The sequence below is a fragment of the Acidovorax sp. Root275 genome (assembly GCF_001428965.1).
Lineage (GTDB): Bacteria > Pseudomonadota > Gammaproteobacteria > Burkholderiales > Burkholderiaceae_C > Acidovorax > Acidovorax radicis.
Window position 1 is genome coordinate 624,549 of sequence record NZ_LMJH01000010.1, and the last position, 25,145, is coordinate 649,693.

Below are 25,145 nucleotides of genomic sequence, written 5' to 3' on the forward strand. Positions count from 1 at the left end.
AAAGACACATCCCGGTTTTGGCCCGGCAAGGCGCCGGGACACCCCGGCGGCGCATGACCTGGATCAATTTCCGCGCAGTGTCTGCAGCCTCCTTGCCACCAGGGCAAAAAACAGGGCCACCCCCCCGAAAATCCACAGGGGCACCAGCCCCCAGCGCGACACCCACCACGCATACGGCGTGATGTGCCAGCCACTTTGCGCATCCAGCCCCCGGCCCTGCACCTCGCCCTTGAGCACGCCCCGCGTGTAGCGGGCCAGTTGCTGCGTCACCACACCCCGGTGGTCGATGATGGCCGTGGCGCCGGTATTGGTCGCGCGCACCATGGGGCGCTCGAACTCCAGGGTACGCATGCGGCTGATGTGCAGGTGCTGGTCAATGGCCACGGTGTCGCCAAACCAGCCGATGTTGCTGAAGTTGACAAACACCGTGGGCGCCTGCGCCGGGTCGATGAAACGCGCCCCCAGCTCTTCCCCAAAAAGGTCTTCGTAACAAATATTGGGCGCAATGCGCTGGCCCGCCCAGGCAAAGGAGGGTTGCCCCACCAGGCCCCGGTTGAAGTCCCCCAGCGGGATATTCATCATGGCCGTGAACCACTTGAAGAACGGCGGAATGAACTCGCCAAACGGCACCAGGTGGTGCTTGTCGTAGCGGTAGGGGGTGGCCTGGGTGGCGGGGCTCAGGCCTAGCACCGAGTTGGTGTAGCCCAGCGCTTCGTTGCCCAGCGGAATGCCCAGCAGCGCGGCCTGCGGGCCCTGTGCATAACGCTGCTGGATGCCCTCCAGGTAGCCCGGAATGAGCTGCTGGGGCAGCAGCGGGATGGCGGTTTCGGGCGCCACCACCAGGTCGGCCTTGGCGTCGCGCAGCGCTTCGGCATACCACTTCAGTGCCAGTGGCACGCCGCTGCCCGACTGGAATTTCTCGTCCTGCGGGATATTGCCTTGCAGCAGTTCCAGGCTCAGGGGAGGCGCCGGGCGCTGCATGGGGGTGTGGCAAAGATGGATGGCGCAAAGGCGGTCTACCGTAGCCAGAGACAGCACCGCCCCCAGTGCCAGCAGCAGCACCCACAGGCGCCAGCCAAGGAAGTCGGCCCGCCGGATCTGCACCGCGCCCATCGCCAGCACCGCAGCCACGGCCCCGATGCCGTAAACGCCGACGTAGCGCGCCAGCGCCGCCAGCGGCCCGTCAACATGGGCATAACCACCAGCTCCCCAGGGGAACCCCGTCCACCAGATGCCGCGCGCCAGCTCGGCCAGGAGCCAGAACGCTCCAAAAATGATAGCTGTTAGCACCCTATTGGTGAGCGTCAGGCGGCAAAAAAGCCCCACCATCGCCGCGTAGTAGCTGGCGAGGAACGCGGCCAGCCCCAGCACCGCGGCCACGGCCAAGGGAGCGGCCAGCCCGCCGTAGGAGTGCATGGAGATGAACAGCCACCAGAAGGTCCCGGCGAGCCAGGCCGTGGCAAACAAGCCCCCGATGACTAGGCCGCGCTGCCAAGGGACCGACACCGTGGCACGTGGGCGCACCAGCCAGGCCAGCACCGCCATGGATGCGATCTGCAGCCACCACAGGGGTTCGCCGCCCCAGGGCCAGGCCAGCGAGGCTGCCTGCGCAACGCCGGCAGCCACGGCCAGCAGCGCCTGCAGGGCCAGTGGCAGCCCCGGCGTCGAGGAAGCGCGGGCCATCAGTCGCTGGCGCTGGCTTCTTCGATCCGCGACACCTTGAACCAGCGCACGGCGCCGCCCTTGGTGTGCAGCACGACGAAGTGCAGGCCGCCCAACTGCAGGTGCTCGCCGCGCTTGGGCACATGGCCCATTTCGTGGGCAATCAGGCCGCCGATGGTTTCGAAGGTTTCGTCGGGGTCGCTGCCCTGAACCAGCACATCAAATGCCTCGCAAACCCGCTCCACCGAGGTGTCGCCGCTCACGCGGTAGGTGCGGTCGGCCAGGCCAAAGATGTCGCCATCGTCCTCGGGGATGTCGAACTCGTCCTCGATCTCGCCCACGATCTGTTCGAGCACATCTTCAATGGTGATGAGCCCGGCCACGCGGCCAAACTCGTCGATCACGATGGCCAGGTGGTTGCGGTTGCCGCGGAATTCGCGCAACAGGTCATTCAGGCCCTTGCTTTCGGGCACGAAGACGGCGGGGCGCAGCAGGGCGCGGATGTTCAGCTCGGGCGCCCGCTGCAGCTTGAGCAGGTCCTTGGCCATGAGGATGCCGATGATGTTCTCGCGCTCGCCCTGGTACACCGGAAACCGCGAGTGCGCGGTGTTGATGACAAGGTGCAGCATCTCGTCAAACGGTGCATCGATGTTGACGAGGTCCATGCGGGGTGCAGCCACCATCACGTCGCCCGCTGTCATGTCGGCCATGCGGATGACGCGCTCGAGCATCACGCGCGACTCGGCCCCAATGACCTGGTTGTCTTCGGCTTCGGCCAGGGTTTCGATGAGTTCTTCCGTGGAGTCCGGCCCCGGATGGATGAACTCGGCCACTTTCTGCAGGAAGGTGCGCTTGTCTTCCCTCTCGGGCAAGCGCCCGGGGTGCGCAGGGTGCGGGTCAGACACTGTTTGAGAGCGTGTTATGCACTTTTTCGTGCCCACGAAAGCCGGGGAAAGGCCCGGCAACTAGGCGCAGTACGTGCAGCGGTATGGATACCGCAAGCGTGCTGCAACAACGTGGCCGGGCCTTTCCCCGGCTTTCCCAAAGGGTTGGGCCCTGAGGCCAGCGCTCGCATCGTTGCTGACCTTGCCAAGGCGCCCGGCCTTGGCAGCGGCCCGCGCCTCGCGATCACTGGCCTCAGGGCCCAACGTGGGTACGAAAAAGTGCGTAACACGCTCTTTGGTGCAGGACGTGCGGTAGTGAATCAAGCCCCTAGGATAGCGGATAGTTGTGACGGCCCGCTACGCAATCCCCGCAGCCCGCACACCGCGAGCGTGGGGATGGATGGATTATTCGGCCGACTGGTGGCGCGCGTGCTGCACGCCACTGCGCACTTCCTGCACACCGGCCAGGAAGTCCCAGAACTGCTTGGCCTGCTTCTTGAGCTGGTAGTCCACCTCGGCAAACTGCTGTTCCACGATCTCGGCCATGCGTGTGTCCAGGCTGGCTGGCTCGATCTGGAGGTAGGCCTCGGACTCCGAGCCATCACGGCGCACGGTGGCTCCGGCCTTGCGGGCAATTTTGAGCATCGCGGTGTTTTCGGAGAGCGCATGGATAAAGACCATGTTCACGCCTTCATTGCGCGCATGCATCACGGCCCGCTCGAAAAGGCGTGCCCCGAAGCCTCGCCCGCGCGCCTGCTTGAGCACGGACACACCGAATTCGGCGCAATGTTTGTACTCAGGGTGCTCCGAGAAAGCCAGGTGCGCCATCGCGATGAGTTCGAGGCGGCGGTTGTAGATGCCAAAGATCTCGTCACGATTGAAGTCGAGCTGCTCGGCATAGCGGCGGATCTGCTCATCGTTGGCGGCATAGCCAAAACGCAGGTAACGGTCTGCGGGCTCCAGTTGGAGCAAATGCTGGGTGATCCGCTCCCGGTAGGAAGGGCCCAAAGCGCGAATGGGGACCATCACGGGCACCTCCTTCTTGACGCGAATTTCATGGCCAGACGGGCCACCTGTGACGGGGCGCAGCAGATCCCTGCCTGCATACCAGGAAGCCTTGAGCCAGTCTTTCGTTGCGATCATGGCTACAAATATAAGGGTTTTCCCTCATTATTTCCAGTCCAATTTGCTGCGTTGCAGCAAAATAAGAGGGTGGCATCCAATATGAAAGAAAACAGCTTCCAGCGCTTATCTGAAAACGATTTTTAGCTACCATTTTGATAACAAAGCCCGCCACTCCACGGGGAACGTGGTCGCTTCCGCGACTTTTTTGCGGGGCACCCGGGGCATGGCCCAGACCTATCCGGGAAGAGGCGCCCCCATCCCCACCCTCTGTGCCCAGGGTATAGCGATGGCGCCTTGGCAACAAGCTGAAAAACGAGGCAACCGGGCGGCGTTAGGGGGCGGCAACCAGCTCCAGGGGGCGGGACGCGCCCGGTGGGCTGGCCATGGCTGCCGTGTCTGCACAAGCCTTTGCGTCCATGGCACCCACCAAGGCCGCACGCCCGGGAGGCAGATCGAGCGCTGCCACGCGGTCCAGCGACAGTGCCACGGTGTCGCCCAGCCGCAGTTCCAGGCGCTGCAACCCTTCGGACCGTTGCAGGCGCACCCGGCCGGTGTGCGCCTGCACGCGCACGGCCCGCATGTTCTCGGCTTGAACCTCCAGGCCCTCCTCGCGCGGCCCGTTCCGGTGCTCGCTGGGGCCGCACAGGGACGAGCGCAGATCCAGTTCCCTCACAAAGCCTGCCACCGTAATCTGTTCGCCCAGAATTGCCAGGCTCTCCACAGGCTCCCGGACCTCGATGGAGGCCCGCTCGATCTGCAGGTGTCGGAAATGCGCGGGCAATTCGATTTTTTGAATCCATGCCAGGGCCCGATGGCCCTGCCTGGCCTCTGCGCGCGGCGCACGGGCCCGCAGCACCAGCGTCTCTCCTTCGCGAAAGGCGGTGATCCATCGGGCGGGCTCGGGGGCGTCAGGCGCTGTATCCCGATCGGATACGCGGGGGTGGATGCTGACATCCGAGGCGAACCCCACCCGCACCGAAACGTCAGGCCGGTAGCCCCCGGCCTCTCCGTCTTCCTCCAGGCGCAGGCGCGTCACCCCCACCAGGTCTGCCGCACGAATCAACTGCACCCGCTCGGCGGTCGAGGAGGGCTTGAGCCGGCTCCAGCCGCTCAAGGCCACCAGCGCCCAGAATCCCACAAGCACCAGCGCGAAAAGCCACACACCTTTTTGGCGCTGCACATGGATTTGCAACCAATAGCCCATCAGTGCAGCTCCTTGTCACGGAGGTGGAGATAGGCTTGCAGCCACAGCAGCGTGGGCAAACCCAGCCACAGCACGCCGTTGAGGATCTGCACGCTCGCGGGCGAGGTCACCGGCCTGCGAAGCCACCACGCAAAAAGCACCGCATCGCTGGCTCCTGCCAGGGCGGCGATCAGGAGCGTTGCCAGGAAAAGCACAAAGCCCAGGGCCAATGTCTTGAGCATGGCCGCACGCTGAAAGTACAACGAGCCCGCGACTGCCAGGGCCTGCAAGGCCCACAGACCAATGAACCAGCCCATCTGCTGGCGCGCCAGCAGCGCAGCCGAAGCCCCGTCGGAGGGCCACAGCGGCAGAAACAGCGCGTGGTCCGCGGCGCTAAAGCCCCCTGTCGGCGGGTACAGCGCGCCAATGGCCAGCACGATGTGCTGGACGGGCCACGAGATCGCCAGATACAGCACGCTGTAGCCCAGCGGGTACAGCACGCCCACCACCAGCACGCACAGCAGCCATTTCTCGAACACGGATGCGGGGCGCATGAGCATCAGCAGTGCGGACTCACGCCGCGTCATCGCGTCGAAATAGCGGGCAGCAAACACAAAACCCGTGAGAAGCAGGCCCCAAAAATAGAACAGCTGCTGTGTCCAGGTCTGAAACTCGCGCCCCGACGAGAGCGCGAGCATGAACAACAAGACCACCACATAAAGAATGCCCACGACCAGCAGATGGCCCAGATACTGCCTGCGCTGCTCGGCCCAATGTGCCCGCGCCAGCCGCAAGAAACGCGGTGCGCTGAAGAAGGCGGAGGTGCCCTGGTCCGGGGCTTTTCCGACCGCCGATTTTGCGGACGCTGTCATGCAGCCTCCTTCACATCCGCAGGAAGCACTGCGAGCAAAGCGTCGCGGCCCAGGCTGAGCGCCTTGTACAAAAGCTCCAGCTGCATGGCGCCTTGAGGGCCCGGGCTTTCTGCCCCGCGTGCCGCCACGTAGGCCGTGTGGGCCCCAATGGACTCCTGGAAAACGATGCCACGAATGGAATCCAGCTCCTGGGCACTGCGGGCAACCCCCATGTGCAACCACTGCGCCAGATCCTCCATGCGAGCCGACAAGGCCAGCCTGCCCTGGTCGATGAACCAGATGTGGCTCAGGATGCTCTCCAGGTCGTGCGCTTGGTGGGTGCTGATGAGCACCACCCGATCGGCATGCTCGGGCCGCTGCATCAGCTGCCGAAACTGGCCCCGCCCCACGATGTCCAGCCCGTTGGTGGGCTCGTCCATCAGCAGCAGCGGCGTGCCGGTGGCCAGCGCGAAGGCAATGGCGGCCTTCTTTTTCTGGCCCAGGCTCATGGCCTCGAAGCGGCTCGCGCTAGGGACCTCCAGCTCTGCCAGGTATTCGCCAAACCGCTGTGCAGAAAACCGAGGGTAAAACACCCCTTGTGTGGCGGCCAGTTGACCGGGGGTCAGATTGGGCAGGTGGAACTCTTCCGGCACGATGCAGATGGACGCCAGCAGCTGCGGCGCACGTTGGCGCGGAACCTGCCCCAACACCTGCACCTGCCCGGCCCAGGGAGTGAGCAGGCCACAGATCAGCTTGAGCAAGGTGGACTTGCCACTGCCATTGCGCCCGAAAAGACCGTAGATGCCGGGCTGATCGATCCGCGCACCAAAGCCTTGGTAAAGCGCATGGCGGCCGTAGCCGAATTGCAGGTTATCGATGGCGATCATGAACAATCCGTAAGAACCTGTTCAAGATATTTTCGGGGTTGCACAAGTACCTTGCCCGAAGGGTTGGCGTGAAATCGGGCGATTGGACGCCCCGCTGCTTGCATGGGCATGAGCCCATGCGGCGCATCCGAAGCATCCACTCATTCCGATTGCACTCCAATGCGATCCCCGAAAAGACCTTGAACAGGTTCTCCCCCACCATCGAGGGCGCGCGGATTGTCACACAGGCACCGCCGTGGTCGCCTTCACACGATCCAGCACAAAACTGGTCTTGCAGTCCTGCACGCTGGGGTGCTTGAGCAGCGTGTCCATGATGAACCGGCTGTAGTGCGCCATGTCGGCCACCACCACACGCAGGAGGTAGTCCATTTCGCCCGTGAGCGATGCGCACTCCACCACTTCGGGCCAGGTTTGCACGCTGGCACGGAACAGGTCCATGGGGTTGCGCTTGTGGCTTTCGGTGTGTTTTTCGAGGCGGACATTGAGGTAGGCGGTCAGCCCCAGGCCCACGGCCTCGGGGGGCACCAATGCAACGTACCGGTCGATCACGCCGCTCTCTTCCAGGCGCTTGACGCGGCGCAACACCGCACTGGGCGACAGGCCCACCTGCTCTCCGATGACGTCGTACGTCTCACGGCCATTTTCTTGCAGGCGGCGCAGGATGGCCCTGTCCAGCTTGTCGAGTGCGTTTAAAGCTTGCATGGCGCAAGATTTTATGAAGTTTTTATTTTTTGCGCTTTTTGAATTGCAGGCTGGGGTATGTCCCGATAGTGACTCCGCACGAAGAAAAGAAGAATAAACCCTGCAAAAACGAACGGTCGTTCTTTTTTGTGGGCACAAAAAAACATATTTATGGAGACAACTGCATGACCGGATTTCTCAGCCGCTTGTCGAGGCGATTTTTTCTGGCCGCGACCGCCGCATTGCTGCTCGTCGGCGCCAGCGCGCAGGCCCAGACGGGCACCACCCAGACCCGCTACCCCATCGTGCTCGTACATGGACTCTTCGGGTTTGATTCGGCCCTGGGCGTCGACTACTTCTACGGCATCCCCGACGCCCTGCGCCAGGGCGGCGCGAAGGTCTACGTGGCCCAGGTGTCGGCCGCCAACAGCACCGAGGTCCGGGGCGAACAACTGCTCGCGCAGGTGAACACCATCCTGGCCATCACGGGCGCGGCCAAGGTGAATCTGGTGGGCCACTCGCACGGTGGGCCCACGGCGCGCTATGTCGCCGGGGTGGCACCGGGCAAGATCGCCTCGGTGACCTCGGTCGGCGGGGTCAACCGTGGATCGCGGGTGGCCGACATCATGCGCGGCGTGGCGCCCGCAGGTTCGGTCTCCGAAACCATCGCCAGCGGGGCCGCATCGGCGCTGGTCGCGCTGATCAACCTGACCTCGGGCGGCTCGGGCCTGCCACAGATGCCCACCGCAGCGCTGGACTCGCTCACCACGGCCGGCTCCGCCGCTTTCAACCGCCGCTTTCCACAAGGCGTGCCCACCTCGGGCTGCGGCAGTGGCGCAGAACTCGTCAACGGCGTGCGCTACTACTCCTGGACGGGCACCAAGACCCTGACCAACGTGCTGGATGCAAGCGACGCGCTGCTGGGCGTGCTGGGCCTGGTGTTCGGCGAAGCCAACGATGGCCTGGTGTCGGCCTGCTCCTCCCGCCTGGGAAAACACCTGGGCGACTACCGCCAGAACCACCTCGATGAAGTGAACCAGTTGCTGGGCCTGCGCGACTGGTTCTCGACAGACCCGGTGACGCTGTACCGCCAGCACGCCAACCGCCTCAAGGCACAGGGCCTGTAAGCCGTGAACCGCGCCCGCGCCTTCGCCGCAGGAGTGGCTCTGGTCGCCGCCACGGCCGCCGTGGTGTGGTGGCCGGGTTCACAGCAAGGCCTGCCGGGCGCGGTGGACCCGCGTTCGGTGCCCGGCGCGGCGGTAGCGCCAACCGGCGGTGCAGGCCAGACCCTGTCGGCGCGGCCCATGGAGAGCAGCTTCTTTGCCACCCGCCGCGCCACCGCCCCCGACCGCAGTGAAGACCCCCTGCTGGTGCACGGCCTGCGCGACACGCTGGAGGCGCTTCTCACAGAAGCCCTGGAGGACGGCGCGACAGACCCCGCCGCACTCAAACAACGCCTGGCGGCGCTGGTGGGCAAACACTTCCCGGCAGCCCTGGCCACGCGGGCGTTGGCGCTGGCCGAGCGCTATGTGGACTACCGAGTGGTCCTGGGCCAGCTGCGCCCTCCCCAGGACCCGAACGACCCCGGTGCCCTGCGCGAGGCGCTGGAAGCCCGCAACAAGGTACGCCAGCAGTTTTTTGACGGCCCCGAGCACGACGCCCTGTTCGCCCGCGAGGCGGAGCTCGACCGCTACACCCTGGCGCGCCTGGAAATCGAACGCAACCCCCAGCTTACCGCCGAGCAGCGCGCCCAGGCCTTCCGCGATGCAGAGAATGAATTGCCAGCAGCGCGCCGCGCCGAGCGCGCCGCCACCACCGAACACCTGAACGCCGCCGCCCAAACCGCCGCGTTCAACGCGCAAAACACCGACGAGCGCACCCGCCACGCGGCCCGCAGTGCGCAATACGGCGAGGCCGCCGCCCACGCCATGGCCCAGCTCGACCGGGAAGAACAACACTGGCAGCAGCGGCTTGACCAGTACAACCAGGCGCGCGGCCAACAAGGCGAAGGCCCCGCATTGCAGCAACTGCGCCAGCAGCTTTTCTCCGCCGAGGAGCAGCAACGCATCGACGCCGCCCTGGCGCTGCGGCGCCTGCCACCTGCTGCGTCAGGCTCCTGAGCTCCCCTGGCCCCACGCAAGAGACAGCCGCCACATACCGGGGCAGCGCCCTGGTCTTGCGCTGAAATTTGATCATTCACAACATTCCTGCAAATCGGAGGCCAAAGCCTCTTGATTTCGCCAGAAACATGAGGCAGGGCGCGCCTACAGTCCATGACATTCCTCAACGAATGCCGGAGACACCCCATGAACGCCGCCTTGCCGCAACAAACCGCCGCCCAGCTCGAAGCCTGGGACAACCCCATGGGCCTGATGGGGTTCGAATTCGTCGAATTCACCTCGCCCACCCCTGGCGTGCTGGAAGGTGTGTTCGAGAAGCTGGGCTTTACGCTCGTGGCCAAGCACCGCTCCAAGGATGTGGTGCTGTACCGCCAGAACGGCATCAACTTCATCCTTAACCGCGAGCCCCACAGCCAGGCCGCCTACTTTGGCGCCGAGCACGGCCCTTCGGCCTGTGGCCTGGCCTTCCGCGTGAAGGACGCCCACAAGGCCTACAACCGCGCGCTGGAGTTGGGTGCCCAGCCCATCGAGATCCCCACCGGCCCCATGGAGCTGCGCCTTCCCGCCATCAAGGGCATTGGCGGCGCACCGCTGTATTTGATTGACCGCTTTGAAGACGGCAAGTCCATCTACGACATCGACTTCGAATTCATCGAAGGCGTGGACCGCCGCCCTGTGGGCCACGGCCTGAACCTCATCGACCACCTCACGCACAACGTGTACCGCGGCCGCATGGGTTTCTGGGCCAACTTCTACGAGAAGCTGTTCAACTTCCGCGAGATCCGCTACTTCGACATCCAGGGCGAATACACGGGCCTGACCAGCAAGGCCATGACGGCGCCTGACGGCAAGATCCGCATCCCGCTGAATGAAGAATCCAAGCAGGGCGGCGGCCAGATCGAAGAATTCTTGATGCAGTTCAACGGTGAAGGCATCCAGCACATCGCGCTGATCTGCGACAACCTGCAGGACGTGGTGGACAAGCTGGGCATGGCCGGCGTCTCGCTGGCCACCGCGCCCAACGACGTCTACTACGAAATGCTGGACACCCGCCTGCCCGGCCACGGCCAGCCCGTGCCCGAACTGCAGGCGCGCGGCATTCTGCTCGACGGCACCACCGCCGATGGCACGCCGCGCCTGCTGCTGCAGATTTTCTCCACCCCCATGCTGGGGCCGGTGTTCTTTGAATTCATCCAGCGCGAAGGCGACTACCGCGACGGTTTTGGCGAAGGCAACTTCAAGGCGCTGTTCGAATCGCTGGAGCGCGACCAGATCCGCCGCGGCGTACTGAACACGTAAGACATCAGACATCCAGGGTTAACCCTGAACAGATGCCTATACTGCGCGCTCCCCGGAACTCAAAAGGATCCCGATGTCGCTCCGTAGCACCCTGTTCAGTGTTGGCCTGACCTGTGTGGCCACCATTGCCATGGCCCAAAGCCCCTCTGCCCCGCTCACCATCGTGGTGCCCTACCCCGCTGGTGGTCCGCTGGACATCTCGGCCCGCATCGTGGCCGAAGGTGCTGCAGCCCAGCTTGGCTCCATTACCGTGGAGAACAAACCGGGGGCGGGTGGTAGTACCGGCGCCGACCAGGTCGCCAAAGCCGGGAAGACCAGCAACCAGGTGCTGATGGGCGCCGTGGCCACCCACGCCGTCAACCCCTGGCTGTACAAGAACTTCCCCTACAACGCGCTCAAGGACTTCAAACCCATCGCCCTTGTGGCACGCACGCCCAACGTGCTGGTGGTGAATGCCGAGCAGGCCGCCAAGCTGGGCATCAAGACGACGCCGGAGTTGGTGCAGTACCTCAAGAAGAACCCGGACCAGGCCAAGTACGGCTCGGGCGGCAACGGCAGCATCGGCCACATCTCGGCCGAGATGTTCAAGTCGCTCACCAACACCAGGATGGGCCACACGCCGTTCCAGGGCTCCAAGCCCGCACTGGCTGCGCTGGAGTCCGGCCAGGTGCTGATGGTGTTTGACAACCTGGCCTCGGCGCTGCCACAGATCCAGTCGGGCAAGCTGCTGGCGCTGGGCGTGACCACCTTGAGCCGCAACGAGGCGCTGCCCAACGTGCCGAGCATCAACGACAGCGTGCAGGGCTTCAACGTGTCGACCTGGTTCGGCCTGTTTGCCCCCGCCTCGCTGCCCGATGCCGATGCGCGCCGCTACGCCAACGCGTTCACCGCTGCCATGCACTCGCCAGCCGGCAAAGAGAAGTTCAAGAAGATGGGTATCACGCCCGAAGAGCTCACGCTCGACGGGTTTGCGCAGTTTGTGCGCTCGGAAAACAGCAAGTACGAGTTCCTGATCCGGGCCGCAAAAATCAAGATCGATTAGCAGCCGCGTGGGCTGGTGCGCACCCCCGTCGCGGTGCGCCGACCATGGCGGCAAAGGAGAAAAAAATGGGACAAGCCCCCGTCGTCTATGGCCAATCCACCCGCCCCCCGCGTGGCGACTACTCGCGTGCCAGCGAGGACTACACCTGCCCGCAGGACTACGCGAGCTACACCGCCGCCGATCACGACACGTACCGCCGCCTGTACGAGCGCCAGCGCGCCCTGCTGCCCGGCCTGGCGAGCCAGGCGTTCATCGACGCCCTGCCCTCACTGGGCGCCAGCGACCGCATTCCGCGCTTCGAAGAGGTCAACGAGCGCCTCTACAAGGCCACAGGCTGGGAGCTGGTGGGCGTGCCCGGGCTGATCCCCGAGGTGCCGTTTTTCACCTTGCTGGCCAACCGCAAGTTCCCGGTGACGGACTGGATCCGCAAGCCCGAGGAGTTCGAGTACATCGTCGAGCCCGACATTTTTCATGACCTGTTCGGGCATGTGCCGCTGCTGTTCAACCCCGTGTTTGCGGACTACGTGCAGCGGTATGGGCAGGGCGGGCTGAAGGCGCAGGGGTTGGGGTCGTGCGAGATGCTGAGCCGCTTGTACTGGTACACCATCGAGTTCGGGCTGATCCGCGAAGCGGGGCAGTTGCGGGCGTACGGCGCTGGCATCCTGAGTTCGTCGGGCGAACTGGCGTATTCGGTGCAGAGCCCGGAGCCGCAGCGGATTCCGCTGGCGCTGGAGAGGACGATGCGCACGAAGTACAAGATTGATACGTACCAGCAGACGTATTTTGTGATCGACAGTTTTGAGCAGCTGTTCGAGATGACGGCGGCGGACTTTGCGCCGATCTATGAGCGGCTCAGGGGGTTGCCGGAGTTTGCTGCGGATGAGCGGGAAGCTGTGGTGGCTTGAGTTTTTTGATGAAATTGGCTGCTTGCGCCTGTCCATCAAGCGCTGGAAGCTATTACTTCTAGAGCAAACCTTCAACCGTTCGGGCTGAGCTTGTCGAAGCTGGGGCGTGCTGGTTTGAAAGGCGTGCCTGGGTTGAGAGCGGGGGCCGGGGTGTGCGCCCGGCGGCGCAGCAACTTTCTTTCGTCTCGCCGAAAGAAAGTCACCAAAGAAAGGGCGACCCTACACGCTGCGTCCCTTCGCTTCGCTGCGGGCAACCTGCGGTGCTCGGACGTGGGGCACGCCGCAGGTTTGCCCCATAGCGAAGCGAAGGGGTCGCAGACTGGCGGCCGCCTTTCTTTTGGGTACTTTTCTTTGGCGAAGCAAAGAACAAGTACCTCGCCTGCCGGGGCGACTCCCGGCCTCCGCACTCACCACAAGCATGCGCTTCAAACCAGCGCGCCCAGGGTTCGACAGGCTCAGCCCGAACGGTAGGCGAAAACTCGACAACTACAAAAACAATAGCTGCTAGCGCTTTATACATAAGCGCTAGAGGCCAAAACAATCAAAAAATCACCCCCGCCCCATCTCCTCAAGACAAGCCTTCATCACCCCCGGATCAAACGCCATCTGCACATGCGCCACCCCCTCCACCAACCGGTTGTCCGCCCCCGGCAAACTGGCGGTACTCGCGGGAAACACAATGTTGTCGCAGTTCGAATACCAGCACGTAAACAGCGCCGCCCGCCCCGCCGGTTCGGCCCGCTGCAGTGCCACCACCCAATCCCCCGCCAGGCTCATCTGCCGCCCATTCACCGCCCGGCTGAAACGCCCCAGCCACGTGCCTCCGTGGGGTGTGCCCAGCGTCAACACCCGATGCACCCGCCCATCGGCCTGGTGCGCCCGCAGCCACGCCCGCACCGCCAGCCCGCCCATGCTGTGGCACAACAGCACCGGCGCCTGGCCCGTAGCGGCCGTCACCCGCGACACAGCGTCTTCAATGATGTCGGCGTATTCGTCAATCGAGCCCATCACCGGCTCCAGGTTCACCGCCACATGGGCATGGCCCCCAGCGCGCAGGCCCGCGAACCAGGGCAGCCACAGCCCCCGGTTGCACATGAAACCATGCACCAGCACCACACCACGCTTGCCCGTTGGCGTGGCGGGCAGCCAGTCGGGCAGTGACTGGTGGCGAAACGGCTGGCGCCAGCAGAACACCAGCAACGCCACCCACACCTCGGCCCACCAGGCGGCCAGCACCTGCGAGGGGCGCGCACGCGGCGCGGCATCGGCACGGTTGGTGTGGTGCATCAGCACAAACTCCACCGCCATCACCAAGAGGTAAATGCCCAGCGGCAACAGCGCTCCCAGCACGGCGCGCAACGGCGAATGCGGCCATTGCCACACCAGCCAGGCCGCCATGGCCAGCAGGATGAACAGGAGAAGGACTCTTTGCCAGCGCGCGATCATGGTGGTGATGGGCAGATGTTGTAATTCACCAGCCGCATTGTGCTGCCTGGGCTCCGCCCTGGCGCCTCCCGCAAGTAGAAAGGACCCAGCCCCATGGATGCCGCCCAGACCATCCGCGACTGCATTGCCGACGTGACCGCCCTGCGCCTGCACCGCACGGGCGACCCGGCGCTGGGCGCGGCGGTGGGCAGCGTGAAGACCCTGCAAGCACGGCGCTTTCGGGGCGCCTATGCGGACCTGATGGGCTCGCCCGCGTTTGGCCCGGCGGCCCGGTTCTTTCTGGAAGAGCTGTACAGCGACACCGACTACACCGACCGCGATCTGCAGTTTGGCCGCATCGCAGGCACGCTGCAGACCATGTTCCCCCAGCCCGTGGTGGCCACGGCCATGGCCCTGGCCGTGCTGCATGCACAGACCGAGGGGCTGGACCAAGACATGGGCCGCGCGTGGCTGCTCCACGCCGACGCAGCCAGCGATGCCGCCCGCTACACCGCTGCCTGGCGCACCGTAGGCCAGCGCCATGCGCGCCATGAGCAGCTGCAGCGCGTGCTGGCCATGGGCACCGACCTGGCACGCCTGACCCGCACGCCGGGCCTGCGGATGATGCTGCGCATGATGCGCGGCCCCGCGAACGCTGCCGGCATGGGCGCGCTGCAGCGGTTTCTGGAGGCGGGGTTTGACACCTTCGGCCAGCTCGCGCGCCAGCGCGGCGGGGTGGAGCAGTTCCTGGCCACCATCGAAGCGCGTGAACGCAGCCTGATGGAGCAACTGTTCGACGCGGATGCTGTCACCTGCGGGACCCAACTCGCAAACACACTAGGACAAGCCCGGTAACCGATCATCCCCACCTGCTTCCACAATCTGTGCCCACCTATCAATGGCATTTGGCGAGCACAAGCGAAGGAAACAAGCGCATGGAAAAGATCTGGCTCAAGAGCTACCCCCCGGGCGTACCGCACGACGTGCAGCCCGAGCAATACCGCTCTGTGGCCCACCTGCTGGAAGAGTCCTTCCGCAAACACGCATCGAGCCCGTTTTCGGTCTGCATGGACCGGTGGATGAGCTATGGCGAACTGGAACGCCACTCGGCGGCCCTGGGTGCCTACCTGCAAAGCCTGGGCCTCGCACCCGGTGCGCGCGTGGCCATCATGCTGCCCAACATTCCGCAATTCGGCGTGACCATGGCCGCCGTGCTGCGCGCAGGCTACACCTGCGTCAACGTGAACCCGCTGTACACCGCCCGCGAGCTGGAGCACCAGCTCAAGGATTCGGGCGCCACGGCCATCGTGATCCTGGAGAACTTTGCGCACACACTGGCCGAGGTCATTGACCACACGGCCGTCAAGCATGTGGTGATGGCGTCCATGGGCGACCTGCTGGGCTTCTGGTTCGGCAAATGGATCACCTTTGCCGTGCGCCATTTGGCCAAGATGGTGCCCGCCTACGAACTGCCACTGACGGGTGGCCGCAAGGTCGTCACCTTCAAGAAGGCGTTGTCGTTGGGCGAGCACAAGTCGCTCACCCCGAGCCAGGCCACGCTCGATTCGATTGCCTTCCTGCAGTACACCGGCGGCACCACGGGCTTGTCGAAAGGTGCGGTGCTGACCCACCGCAACATCGTGGCCGCCACGCTGCAGGCCGAAGCCTGGTTCACCCCGGCGCTGTCCAAGGTGGGTGACCTCAGTAAAGCCAACTCCATCGCCGCGCTGCCGCTGTACCACATCTTCGCGCTCACGCTGTGCCTCTTGGCCATCCGCCAGGGCTCCAGCCTCACGCTGATCCCCAACCCACGTGACATTCCCAAGTTCATTGCCGAGCTGAAGAAGCGCCCCTTCCACATGCTGCCCGCCGTGAACACGCTGTTCAATGCGCTGCTGCAGAACCCGCAGTTCAAGGCGCTGGACTTCTCGCACCTGTGCGTGTCGCAGGCCGGGGGCATGGCGGCCAGCGAGGGCACGGCCAAGCAGTGGCAGAAGGTCACCGGCAGCACCATGATCGAAGGCTGGGGCATGAGCGAGACCTGCGCCATCGGCACCAACAACCCCGTGACCAACACCGAGTTCAGCGGCACCATCGGCCTGCCGCTGCCGGGCATCGACATCGCCATCAAGGACGACGCAGGCAACAGCCTGGCCCAGGGCGAGTCGGGCGAGATCTGCATCCGCGGCCCCAACGTGATGACGGGCTACTACAACCAGCCCGAAGAAAATGCCAAGGCTTTCACGCCCGACGGCTTCATGCGCACGGGCGACATCGGCATCATGGACGCCCAGGGCTACACCCGCATCATCGACCGCAAGAAGGACATGATCCTGGTGAGCGGCTTCAACGTATTCCCCAACGAGCTGGAGCAGGTCATCAGCCTGTGCCCTGGCGTGGTGGAATGCGCGGCCATCGGCATCCCCGACGAGAAACAGGGCGAGGCCATCAAGGTGTTCATCATCAAGAACGACCCCACCCTCAGCGAGGAAGACGTGGCCCGTTACTGCCAGGAAAACCTCACCGGCTACAAGCGCCCCAAGTACATCGAGTTCCGCGACGAGCTGCCCAAGAGCAATGTGGGCAAGATCTTGCGCAGGGAGTTGCGCAAGGCCTAGAGCGTTTCACCCGGTGGCTGCGCGAATCAGCGTGGCAGCCCATCCATTGCAACCAAGGGCGCTCCGGCGCCCTTTTTTTTCGCCCGTTTCCTGTGAAAACGGGGAGACACAGCACGGGTGAAGGACCACGGAGAACCCATCCAGCAACCCCTCTCAGCTCCCGTTTGTTCGGGTTTTTACTGATTAGCAAACGTTTGCGCAAACGTTTGCTTTGGATATGATCCACTGGCGACAAGGCACCGGGTCGCGCGCATTCGTGGTTTTTCCCCGGGTTTTGCGCACCGCTGTCCGGTCGCCTTTCTCGCCCACCATTCCAACAGGAGACAACCCATGCAGTTCACCCGCCGTTCCGTTCAGACCGCCGCCGCCCTCGCCGTTGTGGGCAGCCTGCTGGCCAGCCCTGCGTTTGCCCAGGACAAGCCCAAGATCGCGCTTGTCATGAAGTCGCTGGCCAACGAGTTCTTCCGCACCATGGAAGACGGCGCCAAGGCGCACCAGAAGGCGCACGCCAGCGAATACACGCTGGTGGCCAACGGCATCAAGAACGAGACCGACACCGCCGCGCAGATCAAGATGATCGAACAGGCCATGGCGCAAAAGGTCAGTGCCATCGTGCTGGCCCCGGCCGACTCCAAGGCCCTGGTGCCCGTGGTCAAGGCCGCCATCGACAAGGGCATCATCGTGGTCAACATCGACAACCAGCTCGATACCGATGCGCTGAAGGAAAAGAACATCACCGTGCCCTTCGTGGGCCCCGACAACCGCGCGGGCGCCAAGCTGGTGGGTGACCACCTGGCCAAGACTCTGAAAGCCGGCGACAAGGTCGGCATCATCGAAGGCGTGTCGACCACCTTCAATGCACAGCAGCGCACCCTGGGCTACCAGGACGCGATGAAGGCCGCCAACATCACCGTGGTGGGCGTGCAGTCCGGCAACTGGGAGATCGAAAAAGGCAACACCGTGGCCGCCGGCATGATGCGCGAGCACCCTGACCTGGTCGCCTTGCTGGCCGGCAACGACAGCATGGCCCTGGGTGCCGTGGCCGCCGTGAAGGCCGCTGGCAAGGCCGGCAAGGTGCAGGTGGTGGGCTACGACAACATCGGCGCCATCAAGCCCATGCTGGCCGATGGCCGCGTGCTGGCCACTGCCGACCAGTACGCCGCCAAGCAGGCCGTGTTCGGCATCGAGCTGGCCCAGAAGGCGCTGGCCGCCAAGACGCCCCAGGCGCAGTTGCCTGCAGCCGTCAAGACGGATGTGGTGCTGGTGACCAAGGGCAGCAAGTAAGTAAGTAGCAACCAGCAGAGAAGCCTGAGAGCGGCGAACAAAACGCTTCTGGCGTTGTTGCCGTGTCTTGTCGTACTACCCGTACTAACTGCGACACGGTGCCTCGCCAGAACCGTTTCGCGGAGCTTTGTTCACCGCCCAAAGAATGAACGCCACTCCGCGGCCCGCCTCAGCGAACCCCACCATGCCAATCCCCTCCCCCACTTCCCAGTCCACGCCCTTGCTCGCCATCCAGGCCGTGGGCAAGGACTACACCGCCACGGTGCTCGATGGCGTGAATGTGGAGCTGTTTGCGGGCGAGGTGCTGGCGCTGACCGGCGAGAACGGCGCGGGCAAGAGCACGCTGTCCAAGATCCTGTGCGGGCTGGAGCTGCCCACGCGCGGCGGCATGTTGCTCGGCGGCCAAACCTACACGCCCACCTCGCGCCGCGATGCCGAGCGCCAAGGCGTGCGCATGGTGATGCAGGAGCTGGGCCTGGTGCCCACGCTCACCGTGGCCGAGAATTTGTTGATGGGCCGCCTGCCCAACCGCCTGGGCTGGCTGCAGCGCGATGCGCTGCACACGGCTGCACGCGCGCAGCTGGCCAAGATCGGGCTTGACAGCATCGACCCCGCCACGCCCGTTTCGCAGCTGGGCATTGGCCAGCAGCAGATGGTGGAGATTGCGCGCAACCTGCAGGACGACACACGCATCCTGGTGCTCGACGAGCCCACGGCCATGCTCACGCCGCGCGAGACCAATTACCTGTTCGAGCAGATCGCGCACCTCACCGCACGCGGCGTGGCCATCGTCTATGTGTCGCACCGGCTCGAAGAGCTGCGCCGCATTGCCGACCGCGTGGCCGTGCTGCGCGACGGCCGCCTGGTGGACGTGCGCCCCATGGCCGGCATGAGCGAGGACGACCTCGTGCAGCGCATGGTGGGCCGCGTGGTGAGCGACCTGGACCACCGCCCACGCCGCCCCGTCGGCCCGGTGGTGATGAGCGCCCAGGGCCTGGGCCGAGGCAGCGCCGTGCAGGACGTGAGCCTGGAGCTGCGCGCGGGCGAGATCTTTGGCATAGCCGGGCTGGTCGGATCGGGCCGCACCGAACTGATCCGGCTGCTGTTTGGCGCGGACCGGGCAGACCGGGGCAGCGTCACACTGCACCCCGAATTTGAACAAAAACAGGCCCTGGCGCTTGATGAACAAGCGCCATCAGCCACAAAAAACATAGCAAACAAAAACCCGAAGGCTTCCCAAGCCGCACCGCGCACGATCCCGCGTGGTTTCGCCTCCCCCCTGCAGGCCATCGCCGCAGGCGTGGGTCTGGTCACCGAAGACCGCAAATCCCAGGGCTTGCTGCTGGCGCAGCCTATTCGCATCAACGCCACGCTGTCCGACCTGTCGGCCGTCTCGCGCGGCGGCTGGCTGCAGCGTGGGCTGGAAAACCGCCTGGTGCAAGGTTTTGTGCGCACGCTGGGCATCCGCTGCCGCAGCGCCGAGCAGCCTGTGGGCCAGCTCTCGGGCGGCAACCAGCAAAAGGTGGTGTTTGCCCGCTGGCTGCACCGCGAAGGCCGCGTGCTGCTGCTGGATGAACCCACGCGTGGCGTGGACGTGGGCGCACGCGCCGAGCTGTATGGCGAGTTGGACCGCATGGCCTCCGAAGGCCGCGCGCTGCTCATGGTGTCGTCCGACCTGCGCGAGCTGATGGCCATGGCCGATCGCATCGGCGTGATGAGCGCTGGCCGCCTGGTGGCGGTGTTCGAGCGCGGTGAGTGGTCTGAACAATCCCTGCTGGCGGCGGCGTTTTCCGAGCCCGGCGGGCGCACCAACACAACCTCTTTAACCCCTTCTCCTGTCACCGCATGAACGCCCCCATCACGTCGGCTGCCGCATCCGCGCCAGCACCTTCCTCCGCCTCGGTCTGGCGCAGCCAACTGGGCACCTACCTGGGCCTGCTGGCCGTGCTGGCAGGCATGGTGGCGCTGTTCTCGTCGCTGTCCGAGTACTTTTGGAGCACCGAAACCTTCATCACCATCGCCAACGAGATCCCGGCCCTGGCCGTGATGGCCGTGGGCATGACCTTTGTGCTCATCATCGCGGGCATCGACCTGTCGGTGGGCTCGGTGATGGCGCTGGCCGCAGCCACCTCGGCCGCCGCCATCCTGCAGTGGGGCTGGACAGTGCCCGCCGCCGCCGCCCTGGCGCTGGCCACGGGCCTGGTGTGCGGCACCATCACGGGGGCCATCTCGGTGGCCTGGCGGCTGCCTTCGTTCATCGTCTCGCTGGGCATGCTCGAAGCCGTGCGCGGCAGCGCGTATGTGGTCACTGACTCGCGCACGCAGTACGTGGGCGATGCGATCTCGTGGCTGTCGGCCCCCTTCTTTGGCGGCATCTCGTTCGCGTTTTTGCTGGCGGTGGTGCTGGTGGTGGTGGCGCAGCTGGTGCTGTCGCGCACGGTGTTCGGCCGCTGTGTGGTGGGCATCGGCACCAACGAGGAAGCCATGCGCCTGGCGGGTGTGGACCCGCGCCCCATCCGCATCATCGTGTTTGCCATGACTGGCCTGCTCGCGGGGCTGGCAGGGCTGATGCAGTCGGCCCGGCTCGAAGCCGCAGACCCCAACGCAGGCACCGGCATGGAGCTGCAGGTGATCGCCGCCGTGGTGATTGGCGGCACCAGCCTCATGGGCGGGCGCGGCTCGGTGATCAACACGGCCTTTGGCGTGCTCATCATCGCGGTGCTGGAGGCCGGCCTGGCCCAGGTGGGCGCCAGCGAGCCCAGCAAGCGCATCATCACGGGTTTTGTGATCGTGGCGGCCGTCATCGTGGACACGCTGCGCCAGCGCCGCGCTGCGCATTGAATCACGGTCTGACACCACTCCAACCCAACGACTTCTCACTTTTCGCATGGCTACTATCAAGGACGTTGCGCGCCACGCCGATGTATCGGTCACCACGGTGTCGCACGTGGTCAACGGCACACGCCACGTGAGTCCCGAGGGACGCGAGCGGGTCGAGAAAGCCATCCGCGCGCTGGGCTATGTGCCCAGCGCCATTGCGCGCAGCCTCAAGAGCAACAACACGCGCACGCTGGGCATGCTGATCCCCAACAGCTCCAATCCCTACTTTGCCGAGATCGTGCACAGCGTGGAAGACCGCTGCTTTGGCGCGGGCTACAACCTCATTCTGTGCAACACCAACGACGAGGCGCACCGCCAGGGCACGTATCTGCAGGTGCTGGCCGAGCGGCGCATCGACGGGCTCATCGTGGTCTCCACCGGGCACGACGCCACGCTGCCCACGCAGCTGGCGGGCCTGTCCATCCCCACCGTGCTGGTGGACCGCGAGATCGAGCTGGCCGAGCAGCAGCCCTGCGACCTGGTGGAAACCGCCCACATGCAAGGCGGCCTGCTGGCCACGCGGCACCTGCTGTCGCTGGGCCACCAGCGCATTGCCTGCATTGGCGGCCCGGCCGGTATTGCTCCCAGCGAGCAGCGCATCGCCGGCTGGCGCACTGCGCTGGCCGACGCAGGCTGCGGCACAGGCGACGGCCTGCTATGGCATGGCAACTTCACCAGCCAGGGCGGGTATGAAGCCATGCACGCCGTGCTGCGCGCCCCCGAGCCGCCCACCGCCGTCTTCGTGTGCAACGACCTCATGGCCATGGGCGCACTGTGCGCGGCGCACGAACGCGAGCTGCGCGTGCCCGAGGCGTTGTCCATCGTGGGCTTTGACGACATTGAACTGACCGCCTTCACCAGCCCGCCGCTGACCACCGTGGCCCAGCCCAAGCAGCGCATCGGCGCGCTGGCGGTGGACATGCTGCTGGAGCGCATCGACGGGAAGCGCCAGGACGCGCGCAAGGTGATGCTGCAGCCCGAGCTGCGCGTGCGCTCTTCCACGGCCCCCGCCACCACGGTCGCCCCCGATGCCCGCCGTGGAGGGAGGCCTGCATGACCGCCGTGACTGCTGTGACCGCCAACCTCCAGACCCCCCGCATCGCCGTGGTCGGCAGCCTGAACATGGACCTGGTGCTGCAGGTGCAACATGCCCCCGGCCCCGGCGAGACCGTGCTGGCCGATGCCCTGCTCCTGGTGCCTGGCGGCAAGGGCGGCAACCAGGCCGTGGCCTGCGCCCGCCAGGGCGCCCAGGTGTTTCTGTTCGGCCGCGTGGGCGACGATGGCTACGGCCACACGCTGCGCGCCGGGCTTGACGCCGATGGCATTGACCACCGTGGCGTGCAGACCGATACCGAAGTCACCACCGGTGTGGCCGCCATCACCGTGGAAACCACGGGGCAGAACCGCATCGTGGTGGTGCCCGGCGCCAATGGCAGGTTTGTGCTGAATGCAGAGGTCTTGCGCGGCAGTGTGCAAGGCGCGGGCGGCCTGGTGTTGCAGTTGGAAATCCCCATGCCGCAGGTGCTGGCCGCCGCCGACGTGGCCCATGCCGCAGGCTGCCCGGTGCTGCTCAACCCCTCTCCCATCCAGCCGCTGCCCGATGCGCTGTGGCCGCTGGTCAATATCTTGGTCGTGAACGAAGTGGAGGCCGCAGCATTGGCAGGCCAGAGCGTCGCCACCCCCGCAGACGCAGCGCAGGTCGCACAAGCCCTGCGCTCCAAGGGCCCCGCCCAGGTGGTGGTGACCCTGGGCGCCGCCGGCGCCGTGGCTGCGGATGCCACTGGCTGCCGCTACCACCCGGGCCTCGTCGTGCAGGCCGTGGACACCACTGCCGCAGGCGACACCTTCCTGGGCGCACTGGCTGTGGCGCTGGCACGCGGCGAGCCGCTTGATGCCGCCGTGCGCGATGGCATCCGCGCGTCCGCGCTGTGCGTCACGCAGCCCGGCGCCCAGCCCTCCATTCCCACCCGCGCCACCGTAGCGCAGAGCCCACAACCTCCTGACTGGACACCGCTGTGAAACGCACCGCCCTGCTGCACGCCGAACTCTCCCACGCCATCGCCAGCCTGGGCCATGGCGACATGCTGGTGATCGGCGACGTGGGCCTGCCCATTCCGCCCGGCCCATGCCGCATCGACCTGGCGCTCACGCCCGGCATCCCGGCCGTGGCCGATGTGCTGCGGGTGGTGCTGGACGAAATGCAGGTCGAAAAAGCGCTGATCGCCACCGAAGCCGTGGAGCGCAACGGGGGGCAGCTGCCCGCCTGGTGCCACTTGCCGGTGGAGCCCCAGGCCGTATCGCACGAGGAGTTCAAGCGCCTCACCCAGCAGGCCCGCGCAATGGTGCGTACCGGCGAGTGCACTCCGTATGCCAACGTCATCCTGGTGGCGGGTGTGACGTTCTGATACAGCTTGGGGCTTGCGAAGCCATGGCTGCACCTTCGTTTGCGGGTTTTGGAGGACTTCGGGCAGGCACTACCTGCGGTACGCTGGACCGCAGCCCACGGCGCGGCACGGATGATGCCCGCCACCGACGCCCCGAATTCCTGCACCCATGCCCACCATCGCGCCCCACGATCTCCTGCCTCCTGAAATCACCGTCCTCGAACGCGGCTGGCTGTCGGCCAATAACATCCTTTTCATCGGCCAGCACGACACGGCCATCGTGGACACCGGCTACTGCAGCCATGCCGAGCAGACCGTGGAGCTGGTGCGCGGCACGCTGCAAGGCCGCCCGCTGGACCGCGTGCTCAACACCCACCTGCACAGCGACCACTGCGGCGGCAATGCGGCGCTGCAAAAGGCCTGGCCCGGCGTGCTCACGGCCATTCCGCCCGGCCAGGCCGACCATGTGCGCCAGTGGGATGCCTACGCACTGAGCTACACCCCCACAGGACAGGAATGCCCGCCCTTTCGGGCCGACACCTTGCTCATGCCCGACTCCTGCGTGCTGCTGGGCGACAAGCCCTGGCAGGTGCATGCCGCGCCGGGGCACGATCCGCATTCGGTGGTGTTGTTCGAGCCCCAGGGCCGTGTGCTGATCTCGGCCGACGCGCTGTGGGAAAACGGCTTTGGTGTGGTGTTTCCCGAGCTGGAAGGCGACGACGCATTCGCACACGTTGCCGCCACGCTGGATGTGATCGAAAAGCTGGCGCCGCAAGTCGTCATACCGGGCCACGGGCCGGTGTTTGCCGATGCCCCGCGCGCCATCGACGGCGCCCGCCGCCGCCTGGACGGCTTTGTGCGCAATCCCTCCAAACATGCGCTCTATGCAGCCAAGGTGCTGCTCAAGTACAAACTGCTGGAGTGGCAGCAGATCCCTATGGCCGAGCTGGCGGGCTGGGCGCAGGCCACGCCGTACTTCGGCATGCTGCGCGAGCGCCACTTCGCCGATCAGGCCGAGGCCGAATGGCTCGGCAGCCTGGCCGACGAACTGGTGCGGTCCGGTGCGGCCACCCGCCAGGGCGACATGCTGCACAACACCTAGACATGGCTTCCCCCGGAATCCTGGTGTTGCGCATTGCCCGCTGCAGCTGGCCAGCCCCCAGGATCAGTGCCACCGTGGACCCGGCTTAGCGGGGCCGCTGCGTCCCTATCATCGGGGGACGCTGCGCAGCGCCTCAGCAGGCCTTCAATGCTTGTGCTGCTTGTCGCAGCCCATCACATGGTTGTTGCTGCTGGACATGCACTGGTAAAACGCCTTCTTGTTGCCCGACGCACCCTGGCAGTCCGACATGCTGTACTTGCCCTTGGCTTCGCGGATCTTGGGTGCGGTCTTGTCGAAGTCGGCCTGGGCCATGTAGCCGTCACGCACGTTTTTCTGGCCCACTTCCAGCATCTGGTCGGCCTGGTAGTGGATGTTGTCCACGGCGGCGGAGCAGTTCAGCGTCACCGATTTGCTGTCCACCGTCTCCAGGGCCTTTTTCATGCCCTGGCCAAACTCTTCCACGTCCTTCGAGATCTTCTTGGTGCCGTCGGCGTTGTACTGCTGGCCCGGCTTGCCGGACGAGGATGACGAGCTCTTGGTCGTGCCGTTGCTGCCCTGGAGCTTCAGCGGCTCGGCGTCTGCCTTGGACGGCGGGGGCTGCGAACCGTAGTGGGTCTTGCCCTCGGCATCCACCCATTTGTAGACGGGCTGCGCCTGCACGCCCACCCCCAGCCCCGACACCAGGGCGGCTATCGCCAGCCACGACAGCTTCTTCATCATCTCCATCCCTCCATGCATGGTCAAAAAGGCATCCACCGCTTACTAAACAAGCGGAAATAGCTATTATTTTTATAGCAATTTGTTTACAAACGT

At 65.3% G+C, this 25,145-nt stretch carries 23 protein-coding genes; 14 read left to right on the forward strand and 9 right to left on the reverse strand.

Going from position 1 to position 25,145, the window contains the following annotated elements:
* Nucleotides 1-63: 63 nt before the first annotated feature.
* The 7 genes from lnt to ASE52_RS22230 all read right to left on the reverse strand — a co-directional run bounded on the left by lnt (nt 64) and on the right by ASE52_RS22230 (nt 7,294).
* Complete coding sequence (gene lnt / locus ASE52_RS22200; RefSeq protein WP_057229262.1) at nt 64-1,683, reverse strand: apolipoprotein N-acyltransferase; 1,620 nt, start codon at nt 1,681-1,683, stop codon at nt 64-66.
* A complete protein-coding gene (locus tag ASE52_RS22205) occupies nt 1,683-2,567 on the reverse strand; it encodes a CBS domain-containing protein (protein ID WP_010462651.1) in 885 nt (294 codons plus the stop codon). The genes lnt and ASE52_RS22205 overlap by 1 nt, the downstream gene beginning before the upstream one ends.
* Before the next feature lie 384 nt (nt 2,568-2,951).
* A complete protein-coding gene (locus ASE52_RS22210) occupies nt 2,952-3,689 on the reverse strand; it encodes a GNAT family N-acetyltransferase (protein ID WP_010462653.1) in 738 nt (245 codons plus the stop codon).
* A gap of 313 nt (nt 3,690-4,002) precedes the next feature.
* The gene (locus tag ASE52_RS22215; RefSeq protein ID WP_057229263.1) at nt 4,003-4,875 is read right to left on the reverse strand and encodes a hypothetical protein; all 873 of its coding nucleotides are present in this window, start codon (nt 4,873-4,875) and stop codon (nt 4,003-4,005) included.
* On the reverse strand, nt 4,875-5,726 hold the full coding sequence (locus tag ASE52_RS22220; protein WP_010462656.1) for a hypothetical protein: 852 nt from the start codon (nt 5,724-5,726) through the stop codon (nt 4,875-4,877). The genes ASE52_RS22215 and ASE52_RS22220 overlap by 1 nt, the downstream gene beginning before the upstream one ends.
* Complete coding sequence (locus ASE52_RS22225) at nt 5,723-6,592, reverse strand: ABC transporter ATP-binding protein (protein ID WP_057229265.1); 870 nt, start codon at nt 6,590-6,592, stop codon at nt 5,723-5,725. Before ASE52_RS22225 ends, ASE52_RS22220 begins: the two co-directional genes overlap by 4 nt.
* Nucleotides 6,593-6,811: 219 nt before the next feature.
* A complete protein-coding gene (locus ASE52_RS22230; RefSeq protein ID WP_010462660.1) occupies nt 6,812-7,294 on the reverse strand; it encodes an Lrp/AsnC family transcriptional regulator in 483 nt (160 codons plus the stop codon).
* 164 nt (nt 7,295-7,458) lie between these two features.
* On the opposite strand from ASE52_RS22230, the gene ASE52_RS22235 reads away from it, so the two are divergent.
* From ASE52_RS22235 to phhA, 5 genes are all read left to right on the forward strand, one after another.
* The gene (locus tag ASE52_RS22235) at nt 7,459-8,400 is read left to right on the forward strand and encodes a triacylglycerol lipase (RefSeq protein WP_057229267.1); all 942 of its coding nucleotides are present in this window, start codon (nt 7,459-7,461) and stop codon (nt 8,398-8,400) included.
* A 3-nt stretch (nt 8,401-8,403) separates the two neighbouring features.
* Nucleotides 8,404-9,393 (forward strand): lipase secretion chaperone, encoded by a 990-nt coding sequence (locus ASE52_RS22240; protein ID WP_057229269.1) that lies wholly within the window; start codon nt 8,404-8,406, stop codon nt 9,391-9,393.
* Nucleotides 9,394-9,579: 186 nt separating this feature from the next.
* A complete protein-coding gene (gene hppD, locus ASE52_RS22245) occupies nt 9,580-10,692 on the forward strand; it encodes a 4-hydroxyphenylpyruvate dioxygenase (RefSeq protein ID WP_010462666.1) in 1,113 nt (370 codons plus the stop codon).
* 73 nt (nt 10,693-10,765) lie between these two features.
* Complete coding sequence (locus ASE52_RS22250; RefSeq protein WP_057229271.1) at nt 10,766-11,734, forward strand: tripartite tricarboxylate transporter substrate binding protein; 969 nt, start codon at nt 10,766-10,768, stop codon at nt 11,732-11,734.
* A gap of 65 nt (nt 11,735-11,799) precedes the next feature.
* Nucleotides 11,800-12,639: a phenylalanine 4-monooxygenase gene (gene phhA, locus ASE52_RS22255; RefSeq protein ID WP_057229696.1), complete on the forward strand. Its 840-nt coding sequence runs from the start codon at nt 11,800-11,802 to the stop codon at nt 12,637-12,639.
* 549 nt (nt 12,640-13,188) lie between these two features.
* Here the strand turns inward: phhA and ASE52_RS22260 are convergent.
* A complete protein-coding gene (locus ASE52_RS22260; RefSeq protein WP_057229273.1) occupies nt 13,189-14,085 on the reverse strand; it encodes an alpha/beta fold hydrolase in 897 nt (298 codons plus the stop codon).
* A 93-nt stretch (nt 14,086-14,178) separates the two neighbouring features.
* Here ASE52_RS22260 and ASE52_RS22265 point away from each other — a divergent pair, with 93 nt between their 5' ends.
* The 9 genes from ASE52_RS22265 to ASE52_RS22305 all read left to right on the forward strand — a co-directional run bounded on the left by ASE52_RS22265 (nt 14,179) and on the right by ASE52_RS22305 (nt 24,332).
* Complete coding sequence (locus ASE52_RS22265; RefSeq protein ID WP_057229274.1) at nt 14,179-14,919, forward strand: hypothetical protein; 741 nt, start codon at nt 14,179-14,181, stop codon at nt 14,917-14,919.
* 80 nt (nt 14,920-14,999) lie between these two features.
* Nucleotides 15,000-16,682, forward strand: a complete 1,683-nt coding sequence (locus tag ASE52_RS22270; protein WP_057229276.1) for an AMP-binding protein — start codon at nt 15,000-15,002, stop codon at nt 16,680-16,682.
* A gap of 330 nt (nt 16,683-17,012) precedes the next feature.
* Nucleotides 17,013-17,966, forward strand: coding sequence for a sugar ABC transporter substrate-binding protein (locus ASE52_RS22275; RefSeq protein WP_057229278.1), 954 nt, complete (start codon nt 17,013-17,015; stop codon nt 17,964-17,966).
* 184 nt (nt 17,967-18,150) lie between these two features.
* The gene (locus ASE52_RS22280; protein WP_198928150.1) at nt 18,151-19,815 is read left to right on the forward strand and encodes a sugar ABC transporter ATP-binding protein; all 1,665 of its coding nucleotides are present in this window, start codon (nt 18,151-18,153) and stop codon (nt 19,813-19,815) included.
* The gene (locus tag ASE52_RS22285; RefSeq protein ID WP_010462683.1) at nt 19,812-20,807 is read left to right on the forward strand and encodes an ABC transporter permease; all 996 of its coding nucleotides are present in this window, start codon (nt 19,812-19,814) and stop codon (nt 20,805-20,807) included. The genes ASE52_RS22280 and ASE52_RS22285 overlap by 4 nt, the downstream gene beginning before the upstream one ends.
* 46 nt (nt 20,808-20,853) lie before the next feature.
* Nucleotides 20,854-21,903 (forward strand): LacI family DNA-binding transcriptional regulator, encoded by a 1,050-nt coding sequence (locus tag ASE52_RS22290; RefSeq protein WP_057229282.1) that lies wholly within the window; start codon nt 20,854-20,856, stop codon nt 21,901-21,903.
* On the forward strand, nt 21,900-22,865 hold the full coding sequence (rbsK, locus tag ASE52_RS22295; RefSeq protein WP_057229284.1) for a ribokinase: 966 nt from the start codon (nt 21,900-21,902) through the stop codon (nt 22,863-22,865). Before ASE52_RS22290 ends, rbsK begins: the two co-directional genes overlap by 4 nt.
* The gene (rbsD, locus tag ASE52_RS22300) at nt 22,862-23,251 is read left to right on the forward strand and encodes a D-ribose pyranase (RefSeq protein WP_057229286.1); all 390 of its coding nucleotides are present in this window, start codon (nt 22,862-22,864) and stop codon (nt 23,249-23,251) included. The genes rbsK and rbsD overlap by 4 nt, the downstream gene beginning before the upstream one ends.
* A gap of 148 nt (nt 23,252-23,399) precedes the next feature.
* The gene (locus ASE52_RS22305) at nt 23,400-24,332 is read left to right on the forward strand and encodes an MBL fold metallo-hydrolase (RefSeq protein ID WP_057229288.1); all 933 of its coding nucleotides are present in this window, start codon (nt 23,400-23,402) and stop codon (nt 24,330-24,332) included.
* A gap of 144 nt (nt 24,333-24,476) precedes the next feature.
* On the opposite strand, the gene ASE52_RS22310 is transcribed toward ASE52_RS22305, so the two are convergent.
* On the reverse strand, nt 24,477-25,052 hold the full coding sequence (locus ASE52_RS22310) for a DUF4124 domain-containing protein (protein ID WP_241777080.1): 576 nt from the start codon (nt 25,050-25,052) through the stop codon (nt 24,477-24,479).
* Between the last annotated feature and the right edge of the window lie 93 nt (nt 25,053-25,145).